Below are 15,470 nucleotides of genomic sequence, written 5' to 3' on the forward strand. Positions count from 1 at the left end.
ATTACATCAACAGCAGCAAACCATACCCCACCAGCGCCGCCCATATCAGCATCGGTACCGAATACCAATGAAAACGCCACCAGATCCGTCGGTCATTTGCCATCCGTAACGCAATGAGATTCGCCAGCGATCCCGGCAACAGACCAAAGCCGCCCACATTAACCGCCCAGGCCAGCAGCAGCGTCGGCGGGACATAGTTCAGCAGCAAAATCGTACTCGGCACATTACTGATAAACTGCGACAGGCCAATAGCCGTCAACCAAAGTTCCGGCGCTGAGAGCGTGCCAATCTGGTGGGTAATCCCCTGCAAGGCCGGGAGCTGCGTCAGCAAATGCACATCAATGAACATCGCCATAAATACTAACAGCAACGTCCAGTCCACGCTGAGGATCACGCGACGCGCCAGCACCATGAACCCTGCCGCCACAATCGCCAGACCCCACAGCTCTTGCTTTAACTCCAGCGCCGCCAGGAAGATGATATACAGCGCCAGACAGCTCCATACCAGGCGTGGTTGCCAGTCAGACGCGCGCGTACCGGTATGATAGTGCAACGCTTTATGCGGGAAACTGAACCAGCACAGCACCACCAGCGTCAGCATCATGGCCCCCGCAAGCGGCGCCATTTGCCAGGTAAACGCGGTAAACGATAAGCCTGAGCGTCCCCACATCAGAATGTTTTGCGGATTACCTATTGGCGTGAGCAACGATCCGGCGTTTACCGCCAGCGCCTCAAAGATAATCAGGCGATTCACCGGAATGGCACATAATTTTTTCAGGGTGATGGTCAGCGGAACAACAATAAACAATGCAACGTCGTTGGTCAGAAACGTCGACAACAACGCCGCCGCCAGCACCATAAATATCGCCAGCTGGCGCTCTGTTTTGAAGCGGCGGGTCATCTTGCGCCCTAACACATCGAAATAACCGCTTAGCTCCACGCCTTTGGTCAGTAACATCAGCCCGCTAAGCGTGATAATCGTGTGCCAGTCAATTGCCCCTGGCCAGGACCGGGGCGTAAATGGCGTGAACAGACTCAGTACAACCCCAACGATGATTAACAGCTGGAAAAAGCGATCGCGCTGTAAGGCACGTAATAAAGGAAAACTCATTCAGAGCCAGTTCCTTGCTGTTGCGTAAACCGGCTAAAAGCCTCCAGCGTTTCCTTACTGACGTGATGCTCCATCCCCTCCGCGTCGCGACGGGCAATTTCCGGGCTGATGCCTAACATCAACAGGAAATTTTCCACAATCTGATGACGTTCCCGGCTCTCCTGGGCTAGTCGTTCACCTTCTGCGGTTAAAAACACCCCACGCCACGGGATCATTTCAATCAATCCGACTGAAGCAAGGCGCTTAAGCATTTTAGCAACCGTCGGCTGGGAAACCCCAAGTCGCGCGGCCATATCCACCTGGCGCGCTTCACCCACCTCAATAATGAGATCGGAAATCAGCTCTACGTAGTCATCAATCAGTTCGCGGCGATGCGCCTCCCGGACCTGACGAAATCCTTCAACGTGTTCTTCGACATTCACCAATTGCGTCACTTTTTTTGTTGTTGGCATACCTGCGCGACGACTCATTCTGCTTCCTCGTTACTGTGACGCGTTAACGGCATCTGATTAGAGAGCGCTCATTGTAAACCAGAGTTGCGTGGGCACAAAAAATTAACGTTTTAGCAATAGCTATATAATATAGCCTGTGCTATATCTGTATATAATAAAGACATCCCTCAAGGACTGATGGGATTGTGAAGTCAGGAGGTTTACATGAATGAATTTAAGAGGTGTATACGCGTGTTTAGTCACTCTCCCTTTAAAGTACGGTTGATGCTGATCTCTATGCTGTGTGACATGATTAACAGCAAACCAGAGCAGGATAAACCTTCAGAAAAATAATGCGGCGTCGCGGTACGCCGCTTCATTTTCCTGCAGTCATTCGGGTACGGTGGTGGTTTTCGTCTCAATAACCCTTCTTTTTGTCAGTTTTGCCACGTCCCTCGCAAAACAATTTCTTTGTAGTAGTTGACCTTCTCTTGCGCACACTCTATCTTTTCGCAGCCCTGCGTATATTGCGGCTCGCGGATGCGGACCCTATCCCTCTTCTCGCTCTCTCAGGCAGGCAATGACCCTTAGCGCCAGGGTAAGCACATGGCGTTTTTGTAACAGTGGCATATGAATTTAACCCTCAAAGATTCAATCATTGCTCGTAGCCGAGCAATTAGTCCGTGGACTGGCCTCTATTTCTTACAGTCTCTGCTAATAAACCTTGCTCTGGGCTATCCGCTTAGCCTGCTCTATAGCGTAGCTTTCACCTGTATATTGATGCTGCTGTGGCGTAGCGCGCCGCGCGCGCAGAAAGCACTGATTGGCATTTGCTCACTCATTGCGGCAATGTACTTTCCGTTCGGCCAGGCTTACGGCTCACCGAACTTCAATACCTTACTGGCGCTGCACTCAACCAATATGGAAGAGTCAACCGAGATCCTGACCATCTTCCCCTGGTACAGTTATCTGGTTGGGGTGTTTATTTTTGCCCTTGGCGTTATCGCCGTACGCCGTAAAAAAGATGTGCAGCAGCGCAGCTGGAATAAGTTCGACAGCATTTGTTTGCTGTTTAGCGTTGTCGCATTCTTTGTTACCCCGGTACAAAACCTGGCCTGGGGCGGCGTGTTCAAGCTGAAAGACACTGGCTATCCGGTTTTCCGTTTCGCCAAGGACGTTATCGTCAATAACAACGAAGTGCTCGACGAACAAGAGCGTATGGCGAAACTGTCGAGCGTAAAAGACAGCTGGACGGTAACCGCCGTTAAACCGAAGTATCACACCTACGTCGTGGTAATCGGTGAAAGCGCCCGCCGCGATGCGTTAGGCGCGTTTGGCGGTCACTGGGATAACACCCCGTTTGCCAGCTCCGTTAACGGCTATATCTTCGCGGATTACATTGCTGCCAGCGGTTCAACGCAAAAATCGCTCGGCTTAACGCTTAATCGGGTAGTGGATAATAAACCCCAGTTCCAGGATAACTTTGTCACCCTGGCTAACCGCGCGGGCTTTCAGACATGGTGGTTTTCCAATCAGGGACAGATTGGTGAATACGATACGGCCATCGCCAGCATTGCGAAGCGCGCTGATGAGGTTCAGTTCCTCAAAAGCGGTGACTTCGAAGCGGATAAAAACACCCGTGACGAAGCGCTGTTGAAGATGACTGCCCAGGTGCTGGCAACCGAGCGCACCCAGCCACAGCTCATCGTGCTGCATTTAATGGGCTCGCATCCGCAGGCCTGTGACCGAACGCAGGGTAAATACGAGACTTTCGTCCAGTCAAAAGAGACATCTTGTTATCTGTACACCATGACGCAGACGGATGACCTGCTGCGCCAGCTTTACGAGCAGTTACGTAACAGCGGTAATAGCTTCTCGATGGTCTATTTCTCCGATCATGGCCTCGCGTTTAAAGAGCGGGGAAAAGAGGTGCAGTACCTGGCGCATGACGATCAGTTCCAGCAGAATTTCCAGGTGCCTTTCATGGTGCTGTCGAGCGATGATAAAGCGCATCGGGTGATTAAAGCCCGTCGCTCCGCCAATGATTTCCTCAGCTTTTTCTCGCAGTGGACGGGGATAAGCGCAAAAGAAATCACCAACAACTACCGCTTTATCTCAGAGAAAAAAGCCGGGCCGGTGTACATCACCAACTTCAAACTGCAGAAGGTGGACTACAACCATCTGGGTACCGATATTTTCTCAACCAAATAATACGTTGTCGGCCGGATAAGGCATTTTGCTACCGATGCCTGATGCGCTGCGCTTATCAGGCCTACAACGACATTCCTTCCTGCATTACACGCAAAAAAAATCCGCCCCAAGAGGCGGATTTTTCATATCACCGAAGTGATTAGAAGCGGTAACCCACGCCAGCAATCCAGGTGCCAACGTCAACGCTACGAATACGGCTCTGCTCGTAGGAGAAGTCCAGAGCAACGTTTTCGATCGGGTTGAACTGCAGACCAGCACCGTAAGAGAAACCGTAGTCGCTGGTGCTGTGGTTGTCAGCCGGAGATGCTGCGTTCTGGAATTTACCGTAACCAACACCCACTACACCGTAGATGCTTGCCCAGTCGTTCAGACGGTAAGCCGGACCAGCAGTGATGCCGTAGTACTGGGTTTTGTTGTAGTCGCCAGAAGCATCGGTACGATCTTTTTCAGTGTAAGTGAAGGAACCGATAACACCCAGCGGGTTGTTGTCCTGCTCGTAGCGATACTTCAGGTTGAAACCGTTCATTTTGTTCGCTGCGCCCTGAGCATCGCTCTGAGCGTAACCACCGGTAACGGTAGAAGTAGCAGCTACAGCAGTACCTGCGGAGAAAGCCAGAACAGCGGCCAGTGCTGAAAGACATGCAATTTTTTTCATAACCACCTCAAATGTGCTTCAAGTAAATCTTAAGTTTTAAATATACCAAAAATTGATGGGAAACTCTTTGCGATTCGCGATGTCTAACGGGGTCTTTCATGTAACAGAACATTTCAAAAACACGCTATCTCTTTCAATTAACATCACTTTTTCAACTGAAAATACCATTATTGCGCGCACAATATGGCACATTCATCCAGAACATTCCTAATCACACAGATTATTAATCCATCATTTTCATGCCATTGTACGGAACTGAGCAATTTTTTTTTCAACGAATACTCAACCAGTTGAGCGTAATTCCATTACACTCGCTGTTTTACTTTTCTATACATAAAATCATCTGCGTCGTAACAATGCTGAAGCGTGGCACAGATGGAGACGTGTAATCATCATTTGACAGGAGAAAGGATGCCGGGGTTGTCACGTAAAGCGCCAGTCTGGTTGCCTATTTTGGTTTTGCTTATTGCTATGTCCTCCATTCAAAGCGGAGCATCACTGGCAAAATCGTTGTTCCCACTCGTCGGTGCGCCGGGCGTTACCGCGCTGCGCCTTGCGCTGGGTACGCTCATTCTTATCGCTTTCTTTAAGCCCTGGCGTTTACGATTCGCCAAAGAACAACGCCTGCCGCTACTGTTTTATGGCCTGTCTCTGGGCGGGATGAACTATCTTTTCTACCTGTCTATCCAAACCGTCCCACTGGGAATCGCCGTGGCGCTGGAATTTACCGGCCCGCTCGCGGTAGCGCTGTTTTCATCCCGACGCCCGGTGGATTTCATTTGGGTTGCGTTGGCAGTACTCGGGCTCTGGTTCCTGCTGCCTCTGGGTCAGGACGTTTCTCACGTAGATTTAACCGGCGCAGCGCTGGCGCTGGGGGCTGGCGCCTGCTGGGCCATCTATATTCTTACCGGGCAGCGAGCCGGGGCGGAACACGGTCCGGCAACCGTCGCAGTAGGGTCATTCATTGCAGCTCTGGTATTTGTACCAATCGGCGCACTCCAGGCCGGAGATGCCCTGTGGCACTGGTCCATACTGCCGTTAGGTCTGGCCATTGCAGTCCTCTCTACTGCGCTTCCCTATTCACTGGAGATGATTGCGTTGACGCGCCTGCCTACGCGTACTTTCGGTACATTGATGAGCATGGAACCCGCGCTGGCAGCGGTTTCCGGAATGATCTTCCTCGGTGAAACGCTGACGCTTATCCAGACGCTCGCTCTGGGCGCCATTATTGTCGCATCAATGGGCTCTACGCTCACTATTCGTAAAGAGCCACAAATAAAACAAGTCGACGTGAATTAACCACGTATTATTCTGCATGGTTTGCATAATCATGCAGAATATCCAATTGTAAATCTGCGTGATAATAATTCTAATAAATATAATTTTCTCATCCGCATATTTCATTTAATCTTAAAATTAACATAAAAATAACACCACGCAAGTAACAAAACACTCATCACATTGATTTTATTTGATATTTTATATTCACCCTCGTCTTCGCTATTAAAGTGATAGGCAACACCGGAAACAAAAATCCAAATTTAGCGCTATACTTAATTCCGTTGAAGAGTTGGGACATAAATATCAAGAGGATATGAAAATATGAGTACCGCGAAACTGGTAAAAACAAAAGCATCCGCCCTCCTTTATACCCGCAACGATGTGTCTGATAGCGAAAAGAAAGCGACCGTAGAACTGCTGAATCAGCAAGTAATCCAGTTCATTGACCTGTCATTGATCACCAAACAGGCTCACTGGAACATGCGCGGTGCAAACTTCATTGCAGTACATGAAATGCTGGATGGCTTCCGTACAGCTCTGACCGATCACCTCGACACCATGGCTGAACGCGCCGTACAGTTGGGCGGTGTGGCACTGGGCACAACTCAGGTTATTAACAGCAAAACGCCTCTGAAAAGTTACCCGCTGGATATCCATAGCGTACAGGACCACTTAAAAGAGCTGGCCGAACGTTATGCCGTAGTTGCAAACAGCGTACGTAAAGCTATCAGCGAAGCAAAAGACGAAGATACCGCGGATATCTTTACCGCAGCTTCTCGCGACCTCGATAAATTCCTGTGGTTTATCGAAGCCAACATTGAGTAACAGCAGACATAAGAATTACCTATATAACCCTCGCTCCGGCGGGGGTTTTGCACATCTATGGTGCATAACATTGATCATTCGTCACTCCAAAGTAAATTATTTGTAATAATCACCTCACACAATCGTTAACGAAAGATTGTTTTATCAACAATTTTTACGCTAAATAGTCATACCGTTTGCACCGTGACTGGTTCGCACCAAATGAGTGCCCCAAAACAGTGCAGATTATTCGCTATGCCCTACTTATTGTGCAGAGAAACGAGACACCCTCTTGTTAAAACAATGAGTTGCAAAATTGGCACGATTTTTTCATTAAGCCATATGTTCTCGCAGGGGATCGCCCCGTGGATATAAAAGGAAATCCTATGAAGTCTGTATTAAAAGTTTCACTGGCTGCACTTACCCTGGCTTTTGCGGTGTCCTCCCATGCCGCAGACAAGAAACTGGTTGTCGCAACCGACACCGCGTTTGTACCGTTTGAATTCAAACAGGGTGACAAATACGTTGGTTTTGATGTGGATCTGTGGGCTGCCGTGGCCAAAGAACTGAAACTGGATTATGAACTGAAACCGATGGATTTCAGCGGCATCATCCCGGCTCTGCAAACCAAAAATATCGACCTGGCACTGGCAGGTATCACCATCACCGATGAGCGCAAAAAAGCGATCGACTTCTCCGACGGCTACTACAAAAGCGGTCTGTTAGTGATGGTGAAAGCGAATAACAACGACGTCAAAAGCGTAAAAGATCTGGATGGTAAAGTCGTTGCAGTTAAGAGCGGCACCGGTTCCGTTGATTACGCGAAAGCGAATATCAAAACCAAAGACCTGCGTCAGTTCCCGAATATCGATAACGCATATATGGAACTGGGCACCAACCGCGCAGACGCTGTACTGCACGACACACCAAACATTCTTTACTTCATCAAAACAGCCGGCAATGGTCAGTTCAAAGCTGTAGGCGAATCGCTGGAAGCCCAGCAGTACGGTATCGCCTTCCCGAAAGGCAGCGACGACCTGCGTGAGAAAGTGAACGGCGCGCTGAAAACGCTGAAAGAGAACGGTACCTACAACGAAATCTACAAAAAATGGTTCGGTACTGAACCTAAATAATAACCGGCAGCGTTGCCCGGTAGCGTGATGCTAACCGGGCCTACGCCTGGATTTTTGAGACCTGTAGGCCGGATAAGCACAGCACATCCGGCAAAACGGGCATTTGAATATTTACACCACGGTAACAGGAACGACATATGCAGTTTGACTGGAGTGCCATCTGGCCCGCCATCCCGCTTTTGATTGAAGGCGCCAAAATGACCCTGTGGATCTCGGTCCTCGGTCTGGCTGGCGGTCTGATAATCGGACTTGCAGCAGGGTTTGCGCGCACTTTTGGCGGTTGGATCGCCAACCACGTAGCGCTGGTGTTTATCGAAGTCATTCGCGGTACGCCAATCGTTGTGCAGGTAATGTTTATTTACTTCGCTCTGCCAATGGCATTTAACGATTTACGCATTGACCCCTTTAGCGCCGCCGTTGTCACCATCATGATCAACTCCGGGGCCTATATTGCGGAAATCACCCGCGGTGCCGTGCTCTCAATCCATAAAGGGTTCAGCGAAGCCGGTTTGGCGCTTGGGCTTTCACGCACAGAGACTATCCGCCACGTTATTTTACCTCTCGCACTGCGTCGTATGCTGCCGCCGCTGGGCAACCAGTGGATCATCAGCATTAAAGATACCTCGCTGTTTATTGTCATTGGCGTCGCTGAACTGACCCGCCAGGGCCAGGAAATCATTGCCGGTAACTTCCGCGCACTGGAAATCTGGAGCGCCGTTGCGGTGTTCTATCTGATCATTACGCTGGTGCTGAGCTTCATTCTGCGTCGTCTGGAAAGAAGGATGAAAATCCTGTGATTGAATTTAAAAACGTTTCTAAGCACTTTGGTCCAACCCAGGTGCTGCACAATATTGACCTGAACATTCAGCAGGGTGAAGTCGTGGTGATTATCGGGCCGTCAGGATCCGGTAAATCTACCCTGCTGCGCTGCATTAACAAGCTGGAAGAGATAACCTCCGGCGATCTGATCGTCGATGGTCTGAAAGTAAACGATCCGAAGGTAGACGAGCGCTTAATCCGTCAGGAAGCCGGAATGGTGTTTCAGCAGTTCTACCTGTTCCCACATCTGACGGCACTGGAAAACGTCATGTTCGGACCGCAGCGCGTACGCGGGGCGAATAAAGAACAGGCCGAGAAACTGGCGAAAGAGCTGCTGGCAAAAGTGGGTCTGGCCGAACGTGCACATCACTACCCTTCTGAACTGTCCGGCGGTCAACAACAGCGTGTGGCTATCGCCCGTGCGCTGGCAGTAAAACCGAAAATGATGCTATTTGATGAGCCAACCTCAGCACTCGACCCGGAACTGCGCCATGAAGTTCTGAAAGTTATGCAGGACCTGGCGGAAGAAGGGATGACCATGGTGATTGTGACCCACGAAATTGGCTTTGCCGAAAAAGTGGCTTCACGCCTGATTTTCATTGATAAGGGACGAATTGCCGAAGACGGTAATCCGCAGGCCCTGATTGAAAATCCACCCAGCCAACGCTTACAGGAATTCTTGCAGCACGTTTCCTGATAGCTCAACCTCCCTTCGCCCGAAGGGAGGTTTTTCACCAGAATCCTCTCATTTCAATTCCCTCCCGCCCTGACATCTATACTTATCCTTTTGAATTTATTTTCTCATGGGAGGAGTCATGCGCTGGATCCTGTTCATCTTTGTTTGTCTGTTGAGTCTTCCGACTCAGGCAGTGACGATACCTGGCGTCACCACGCCAACGTCAACCAACGCACAAACCGCCCCAGCAAAGGAGCCAGATGTTGAACAGAAGAAAGCAGCTTACGGCGCACTGGCTGATGTGCTGGAAAATGACACCTCGCGGAAAGAACTGATCGATCAGTTACGCAAAGTGGCAACTGCACCCCCTGCTGAGCCGGTGCCAACCATTGTCCCACCCACGTTAACGGAAGAAAAAACGGTGCTGGAAAACGTCACCGATGTCACCCGGCACTACGGTGAGGCGCTCTCCAGCCGCTTTGCCCAGCTTTATCGCAATATTACCGATGCACCGCACAAGACCTTTAACCCGCAAACATTCACCAATGCCCTGACTCATTTTTTAATGCTGGCGGCGTCAGTGTTCGGGTTTTACTGGCTGATCCGCCTGTGCGCGCTGCCGCTGTATCGCAAAATGGGGCAATGGGCGCGGCGGAAAAACCGCGAACGCAGCAACTGGCTGCAGCTTCCGGCGATGATCGTCGGGGCATTCATTATTGATTTGCTTCTGCTGGCGCTGACATTGTTTGTCGGGCAGATACTGAGCGACAGAATGAACGCCGGCAGTCGCACCATCGCCTTTCAGCAAAGCCTGTTTCTCAATGCCTTTGCCCTGATTGAATTCTTCAAAGCCATTCTGCGTCTGATATTTTGCCCAACGGTGGCCGAACTGCGCCCGTTTAACATTCAGGATGCCGGTGCGCGCTACTGGAATCGGCGTTTGAGTTCATTAAGCAGTTTGATTGGTTACGGGCTTATAGTTGCCGTTCCCATTATCTCCAATCAGGTCAATGTGCAGGTCGGCGCGATGGCCAACGTCATCATCATGCTATGTATCACGCTATGGGCGCTGTACCTGATTTTCAGAAACAAGAAAGAGATAACGCTGCATTTACAGAATCTGGCAGAAAGATCGTTAGCTTTTTTCAGCCTGTTTATCCGCGCCTTTGCGTTGGTATGGCACTGGCTGGCCAGCGCCTACTTCATTGTGCTGTTTTTCTTTTCGCTGTTTGATCCGGGCAACAGCCTGAAATTCATGATGGGCGCTACGCTGCGCAGCCTGGTAATCATTGGAATTGCCGCCTTTGTTTCCGGCATGTTTTCCCGCTGGATAGCCAAAACTATTACCCTTTCGCCACACACCCAGCGCAGCTATCCGGAACTCCAAAAGCGGCTGAATGGCTGGCTGTCGACGGCGTTAAGCGTGGCCAGGATCCTGACGGTGTGCGTTGCGGTGATGCTGCTATTGAATGCCTGGGGACTGTTCGACTTCTGGAACTGGCTGCATTACGGCGCAGGAGAAAAAACGGTGGATATTCTGATCCGTATCGCGCTGATTTTATTCTTCTCCGCCATCGGCTGGACGATCCTCGCCAGCCTGATTGAAAATCGTCTGGCTTCCGATATTCACGGACGCCCGCTACCCAGCGCTCGTACCCGCACCCTGTTGACGCTGTTTCGCAACGCGCTGGCGGTGATCATCAGCACGATCACCATCATGATTGTGCTGTCCGAAATTGGCGTTAATATCGCCCCTTTACTGGCCGGGGCCGGGGCGCTGGGGCTGGCAATCTCTTTCGGCTCGCAAACGCTGGTAAAAGATATTATTACCGGGATTTTTATTCAGTTTGAAAATGGCATGAACACCGGCGACCTGGTGACCATCGGCCCACTCACCGGTACGGTTGAACGAATGTCCATTCGTTCTGTGGGCGTGCGTCAGGACACCGGGGCGTACCATATCATTCCCTGGTCATCAATAACGACCTTCGCCAACTTTGTGCGTGGAATTGGATCGGTCGTCGCCAATTACGACGTAGACCGCCATGAGGATGCGGATAAAGCAAATCAGGCGTTGAAAGACGCGGTTGCTGCGGTGATGGAAAAAGATGATATTCGCGGGCTGATTATCGGCGAGCCGTCGTTTGCCGGGATTGTAGGATTAACCAATACGGCATTCACGCTACGGGTCTCGTTTACCACCTTGCCGCTGAAGCAGTGGACGGTACGTTTTGCGCTCGACAGCCAGGTGAAGAAATACTTCGATCTGGCCAACATACGCGCCCCGGTACAGACGTATCAAGTGTTACCTGCACCAGGGAATGGCCCTGCGTCGGCGGCAAGCGAACCGCTACCGCCAACCGAGCCAACGCTTTAGCGTTTACGCGCCATAAAACGACGACGCTGATCGTTATCCATAAAGGTCCAGGCAATAAAGCGACTCTGCTTTTGCCCCTGGGCCATCTCTTTCTTGACCACTTTCACCGCGCCCGCATCCGTTAATGCATGGTACAGCGGAGGCAAGTTCTCACCGCGCGACACCAGCGTGGTGAACCACATCACCTGGCGACCAAAGGCCTGGCTTTCAGCAATCATTTTCTTGATGAACGCCACTTCACCGCCTTCACACCACAGCTCCTGCTGCTGTCCGCCAAAGTTCAGCGCATCGTCTTTGTCCTGTCCCAGATTACGGCGTTTTCGCTCGCTTCCGGCACGGGCTGAGGCCGCAGAATCATGGAATGGCGGGTTACATAATGTGGCTTCATACTGCTCATTTTTGTGAATGATGCCGTTGAAGATTGCCATTGCATCTTTCTGGCGACGCAGACGAATAGCACGGGTTAATCCCGGATTGGCGTTGACGATCGCCTGAGCGCTGTTAAACGCTTCGCTACTGGTTTCACTACCCGTGAATCGCCAGCCATATTCATGCACGCCGATCAGTGGATAAATACAGTTTGCCCCCACTCCCACGTCCAGCACGCTCGCATTTGCCGGAATGGTTCCGCTGGTTTCACCCAACAGGTCGGCCAAATGGTGTATGTAGTCAGCACGACCAGGCACCGGCGGGCACAGAAAACCATCTGGAATATCCCAGTTTTTCACCGCATAAAAATGCGCCAGCAGTGCTTTATTGAGCGCCTTTACTGCCTGCGGATTCGCGAAATCAACACTCTGCTCACCGCCGGGCGTGAGGGTGAGAAATTGCGTCAGCTCGGGCGTAACCTGGCATAAAGTCGCAAGATCATAACGGCCATTGTGGCGGTTGCGTGGGTGTAATCCCGGTTTCTGGGCGGACATAGCATTCTCCTTTTAACAGCGGCGTAAGATACCCGCATAACGCCACGCGGTAAACACACACAACAAGGAAATTTGATTTTTTACACCTGTTTGACGCCTTGCTGATTGTTCAAAAAACAGACAGTTCATCACCAATTTTTTGCGGTAAATGTCATCCGCTGACGACCTAAACTTATCAGGCACACCTGTTGTTTTTCAGAGGACATCACCATGAAGAAATGCCTCACATTACTTGCTGCTACCGTACTTTCCGGCATGACATTTGCCTCCTTTGCTGCACAGCCCAACACTAGCCCTGCAACCGGTCAGCTACATGCTTCCGGCACCGTATCCGCTACCGGCGCCTCTAATCTGAGCGACCTGGAAGACAAGCTGGCGGAGAAAGCGAAAGAGCAAGGCGCAAAAGGCTTTGTCGTTAATTCTGCAGGCGGTAAAAATCAGATGTACGGCACCGCAACCATCTATAAGTAACCCCTTCTCAGCCCAACTGCATTCATCCCGAATGCAGTTTTCTGCGCGCTGTTCACTTCATTGCAGTTCAATTTGTAATCAATATGTTGGCATTTTGAATCCAATGTAAATAAATGTATTTATTTTTGAATTAATGAATGCTAAAACGTCGCACTGATTAGTAATGCTTATCAAAATCATTATCAATTACACATTCATTTCCGCGAGGCCTGCAGGGTATAACATCCATAGAGATGTCCCTTCGCGCGAGTGAAACCGTCCACTCAAAAAATAATAAGTCACTCATTAACATGGATAAAAATCGCAACTTGCCGTCCAGTAGCTTTCACTCACTGACTTTTTTTGCCGGTCTGTGCATTGGCCTGTCCCCTATAGCTCAGGCTGTCGCTGCGGACGACCAGGATAAAAAACAAGAAGACACTCTGATCGTTGAAGCGGCCAAACCTTCGCTGTACGCCCCAACACAGTCTGCCGACCCTAAATTCTCCCGTCCGGTGGCGGATACAACCCGCACCATGACGGTGATTTCTGAGCAGGTGATTAAGGATCAAGGCGCAACAAATCTGACCGACGCGCTGAAAAACGTCCCGGGCGTTGGCGCATTTTTCGCCGGTGAGAACGGTAACTCCAGCACCGGTGACGCGGTTTACATGCGTGGTGCGGATACCTCGAACAGTATTTATATCGACGGTATCCGTGATATTGGCAGCGTCACGCGCGACACCTTCAATACCGAACAGGTGGAAGTAATCAAAGGTCCTTCCGGTACCGACTATGGACGTAGCGCACCGACTGGCTCTATCAATATGATCAGCAAGCAGCCACGCACCGACTCAGGAATCGATGCATCGGCCAGCGTCGGTAGCGCCTGGTTCCGCCGTGGTACGCTGGACATTAACCAGGTCATCGGCGAGACCACCGCCGCACGTTTAAACCTGATGGGTGAAAAAACGCATGATGCTGGTCGCGATAATGTTAAGAATGAACGTTACGGTGTGGCCCCCTCTCTCGCTTTTGGCTTAGGGACTGAGAACCGACTGTACCTGAACTATCTGCATGTCACCCAACACAACACACCGGATGGCGGCATCCCTACCATTGGCCTGCCGGGATACTCCGCACCTTCTGCGGGGACTTCTGCACTGAATCATTCAGGCAAAGTGGACACGCATAATTTCTACGGTACAAACTCGGATTACGACGATTCGACAACCGATACCGCGACGATACGTTTTGAACATGACCTGAACGACAGCACCACTATTCGCAACACCACCCGCTGGTCGCGCATTAAACAGGATTATCTGATGACGGCGGTGATGGGCGGCGCGTCTAACATCACCCAACCCACCAGCAGCGTCGACAGCTGGACCTGGTCACGCCTGGCAAATACCAAGGATGTCAGCAATAAGATCTTGACCAACCAGACCAACCTGACCTCAACGTTCTACACGGGATCCATCGGTCACGACATCAGCACCGGCGTGGAGCTGACGCGCGAAACACAAACCAACTATGGCGTGGTGCCGATCACCCCACCACCGGTTAATATCTATCACCCCGACAGCAACGTGAATATCGGCGGATTGTCTCGTAACGGCGCCAACGCTAACGGGCAAACAGACACCTTCGGTGTATACGCTTTTGATACGCTACAAATTACCCGTGAATTCGAGCTGAACGGTGGTATTCGCCTCGACAATTACCGCACGGAATATGACAGCGCCACCGCTTGTGGCGCTTCCGGTCGCGGCGCAGTCGCGTGCCCGACAGGCGTGGCCAAAGGTTCCCCGGTCACCACTGTGGATACAGCCAAATCAGGCAATCTGGTGAACTGGAAAGCTGGCGCGCTGTATCACCTGACCGATAACGGTAACGTGTACATCAACTATGCCGTTTCTCAGCAACCGCCGGGCGGCAGCAACTTTGCTCTTGCTCAGGGCGGCAGCGGTAACAGTGCGAACCGTACCGATTTCAAACCGCAGAAAGCGAAAACCAGCGAGATCGGCACCAAATGGGAGGTGCTGGATAAGCGCCTGCTGTTAACCGCCGCGATTTTCCGCACAGATATTGAGAATGAAGTTGAGCAGAACGACGACGGTACCTATTCCCAGTACGGAGAGAAACGCGTTGAAGGCTACGAGCTCTCGGTAGCAGGTAACATCACTCCCGCATGGCAGATTATTGGGGGTTACACCCAGCAACGCGCGACCATCCACAGCGGTAAAAACGTTGCTCAGGATGGATCCTCTTCCCTGCCATATACACCGGAACATGCATTCACGCTGTGGAACCAGTATCAGGCTACCGATGATATCTCCGTTGGCGCAGGCGCTCGCTACGTGGGCAGTATGCATCGCGGTTCCGACGGTGCGGTGGGTACGCCATCCTACACTGAAGGTTACTGGGTCGCTGACGCCAAACTGGGCTATCGCGTGAATCGCAATCTCGATTTCCAGCTAAACGTCTATAACCTGTTCGACACCGATTATGTATCTTCCATAAACAAGAGTGGATACCGTTATCATCCGGGCGAGCCAAGAACTTTCCTGCTCACCGCCAATATGCATTTCTAATC

Annotated in this window: 14 protein-coding genes; 10 read left to right on the plus strand and 4 right to left on the minus strand. The window is 51.0% G+C overall.

The window, feature by feature from the left end:
• Nucleotide 1: 1 nt before the first annotated feature.
• Together OGY04_RS11065 and mntR are read right to left on the minus strand one after the other, a co-directional pair.
• The gene (locus tag OGY04_RS11065; RefSeq protein ID WP_286585300.1) at nucleotides 2–1,111 is read right to left on the minus strand and encodes an anion transporter; all 1,110 of its coding nucleotides are present in this window, start codon (nucleotides 1,109–1,111) and stop codon (nucleotides 2–4) included.
• The gene (gene mntR, locus OGY04_RS11070) at nucleotides 1,108–1,581 is read right to left on the minus strand and encodes a manganese-binding transcriptional regulator MntR (RefSeq protein ID WP_003831586.1); all 474 of its coding nucleotides are present in this window, start codon (nucleotides 1,579–1,581) and stop codon (nucleotides 1,108–1,110) included. The genes OGY04_RS11065 and mntR overlap by 4 nt, the downstream gene beginning before the upstream one ends.
• Nucleotides 1,582–1,767: 186 nt before the next feature.
• On the opposite strand from mntR, the gene mntS reads away from it, so the two are divergent.
• Nucleotides 1,768–1,896: a manganase accumulation protein MntS gene (gene mntS, locus OGY04_RS11075; RefSeq protein WP_003831584.1), complete on the plus strand. Its 129-nt coding sequence runs from the start codon at nucleotides 1,768–1,770 to the stop codon at nucleotides 1,894–1,896.
• A gap of 276 nt (nucleotides 1,897–2,172) precedes the next feature.
• Nucleotides 2,173–3,753, plus strand: coding sequence for a phosphoethanolamine transferase (locus OGY04_RS11080; protein WP_048235776.1), 1,581 nt, complete (start codon nucleotides 2,173–2,175; stop codon nucleotides 3,751–3,753).
• Nucleotides 3,754–3,892: 139 nt separating this feature from the next.
• On the opposite strand, the gene ompX is transcribed toward OGY04_RS11080, so the two are convergent.
• Entirely contained in the window at nucleotides 3,893–4,408 is a 516-nt protein-coding gene (ompX, locus tag OGY04_RS11085; protein WP_048214619.1) for an outer membrane protein OmpX, read from the minus strand.
• 411 nt (nucleotides 4,409–4,819) lie between these two features.
• Between ompX and rhtA the strand changes: the two genes are divergently transcribed.
• From rhtA to ybiO, 6 genes are all read left to right on the plus strand, one after another.
• Complete coding sequence (gene rhtA / locus OGY04_RS11090) at nucleotides 4,820–5,707, plus strand: threonine/homoserine exporter RhtA (RefSeq protein ID WP_008784209.1); 888 nt, start codon at nucleotides 4,820–4,822, stop codon at nucleotides 5,705–5,707.
• A 303-nt stretch (nucleotides 5,708–6,010) separates the two neighbouring features.
• A complete protein-coding gene (dps, locus tag OGY04_RS11095) occupies nucleotides 6,011–6,514 on the plus strand; it encodes a DNA starvation/stationary phase protection protein Dps (protein ID WP_003035253.1) in 504 nt (167 codons plus the stop codon).
• 365 nt (nucleotides 6,515–6,879) lie between these two features.
• On the plus strand, nucleotides 6,880–7,626 hold the full coding sequence (gene glnH / locus OGY04_RS11100) for a glutamine ABC transporter substrate-binding protein GlnH (RefSeq protein WP_003035251.1): 747 nt from the start codon (nucleotides 6,880–6,882) through the stop codon (nucleotides 7,624–7,626).
• Between the two features lie 137 nt (nucleotides 7,627–7,763).
• Nucleotides 7,764–8,423: a glutamine ABC transporter permease GlnP gene (glnP, locus tag OGY04_RS11105; RefSeq protein ID WP_003035248.1), complete on the plus strand. Its 660-nt coding sequence runs from the start codon at nucleotides 7,764–7,766 to the stop codon at nucleotides 8,421–8,423.
• Nucleotides 8,420–9,142 carry a glutamine ABC transporter ATP-binding protein GlnQ gene (gene glnQ, locus OGY04_RS11110; protein ID WP_003035246.1) on the plus strand — a complete coding sequence of 241 codons (723 nt, stop codon included), beginning with the start codon at nucleotides 8,420–8,422 and terminating at the stop codon, nucleotides 9,140–9,142. The genes glnP and glnQ overlap by 4 nt, the downstream gene beginning before the upstream one ends.
• Before the next feature lie 118 nt (nucleotides 9,143–9,260).
• Nucleotides 9,261–11,498 carry a mechanosensitive channel protein gene (gene ybiO, locus OGY04_RS11115; RefSeq protein WP_071445081.1) on the plus strand — a complete coding sequence of 746 codons (2,238 nt, stop codon included), beginning with the start codon at nucleotides 9,261–9,263 and terminating at the stop codon, nucleotides 11,496–11,498.
• Here the strand turns inward: ybiO and rlmF are convergent.
• A complete protein-coding gene (rlmF, locus tag OGY04_RS11120) occupies nucleotides 11,495–12,421 on the minus strand; it encodes a 23S rRNA (adenine(1618)-N(6))-methyltransferase RlmF (protein WP_153753466.1) in 927 nt (308 codons plus the stop codon). The genes ybiO and rlmF overlap by 4 nt on opposite strands.
• Nucleotides 12,422–12,631: 210 nt before the next feature.
• On the opposite strand from rlmF, the gene mcbA reads away from it, so the two are divergent.
• The gene (gene mcbA, locus OGY04_RS11125; RefSeq protein WP_048235782.1) at nucleotides 12,632–12,892 is read left to right on the plus strand and encodes a DUF1471 family periplasmic protein McbA; all 261 of its coding nucleotides are present in this window, start codon (nucleotides 12,632–12,634) and stop codon (nucleotides 12,890–12,892) included.
• 290 nt (nucleotides 12,893–13,182) lie between these two features.
• The gene (locus tag OGY04_RS11130; protein ID WP_103015156.1) at nucleotides 13,183–15,468 is read left to right on the plus strand and encodes a catecholate siderophore receptor Fiu; all 2,286 of its coding nucleotides are present in this window, start codon (nucleotides 13,183–13,185) and stop codon (nucleotides 15,466–15,468) included.
• Nucleotides 15,469–15,470 lie beyond the last annotated feature (2 nt).

Origin of the sequence: Citrobacter sp. Cpo091, assembly GCF_030332645.1 — a bacterium.
Lineage (GTDB): Bacteria > Pseudomonadota > Gammaproteobacteria > Enterobacterales > Enterobacteriaceae > Citrobacter > Citrobacter portucalensis.

Bases quoted from the DNA above. Each gene is read 5' to 3' on its own strand.
- OGY04_RS11065 (WP_286585300.1), bottom strand. From the start codon at position 1,111: ATGAGTTTTCCTTTATTACGTGCCTTACAGCGCGATCGCTTTTTCCAG.
- mntR (WP_003831586.1), bottom strand. From the start codon at position 1,581: ATGAGTCGTCGCGCAGGTATGCCAACAACAAAAAAAGTGACGCAATTG.
- mntS (WP_003831584.1), top strand. From the start codon at position 1,768: ATGAATGAATTTAAGAGGTGTATACGCGTGTTTAGTCACTCTCCCTTT.
- OGY04_RS11080 (WP_048235776.1), top strand. From the start codon at position 2,173: ATGAATTTAACCCTCAAAGATTCAATCATTGCTCGTAGCCGAGCAATT.
- ompX (WP_048214619.1), bottom strand. From the start codon at position 4,408: ATGAAAAAAATTGCATGTCTTTCAGCACTGGCCGCTGTTCTGGCTTTC.
- rhtA (WP_008784209.1), top strand. From the start codon at position 4,820: ATGCCGGGGTTGTCACGTAAAGCGCCAGTCTGGTTGCCTATTTTGGTT.
- dps (WP_003035253.1), top strand. From the start codon at position 6,011: ATGAGTACCGCGAAACTGGTAAAAACAAAAGCATCCGCCCTCCTTTAT.
- glnH (WP_003035251.1), top strand. From the start codon at position 6,880: ATGAAGTCTGTATTAAAAGTTTCACTGGCTGCACTTACCCTGGCTTTT.
- glnP (WP_003035248.1), top strand. From the start codon at position 7,764: ATGCAGTTTGACTGGAGTGCCATCTGGCCCGCCATCCCGCTTTTGATT.
- ybiO (WP_071445081.1), top strand. From the start codon at position 9,261: ATGCGCTGGATCCTGTTCATCTTTGTTTGTCTGTTGAGTCTTCCGACT.
- rlmF (WP_153753466.1), bottom strand. From the start codon at position 12,421: ATGTCCGCCCAGAAACCGGGATTACACCCACGCAACCGCCACAATGGC.
- mcbA (WP_048235782.1), top strand. From the start codon at position 12,632: ATGAAGAAATGCCTCACATTACTTGCTGCTACCGTACTTTCCGGCATG.
- OGY04_RS11130 (WP_103015156.1), top strand. From the start codon at position 13,183: ATGGATAAAAATCGCAACTTGCCGTCCAGTAGCTTTCACTCACTGACT.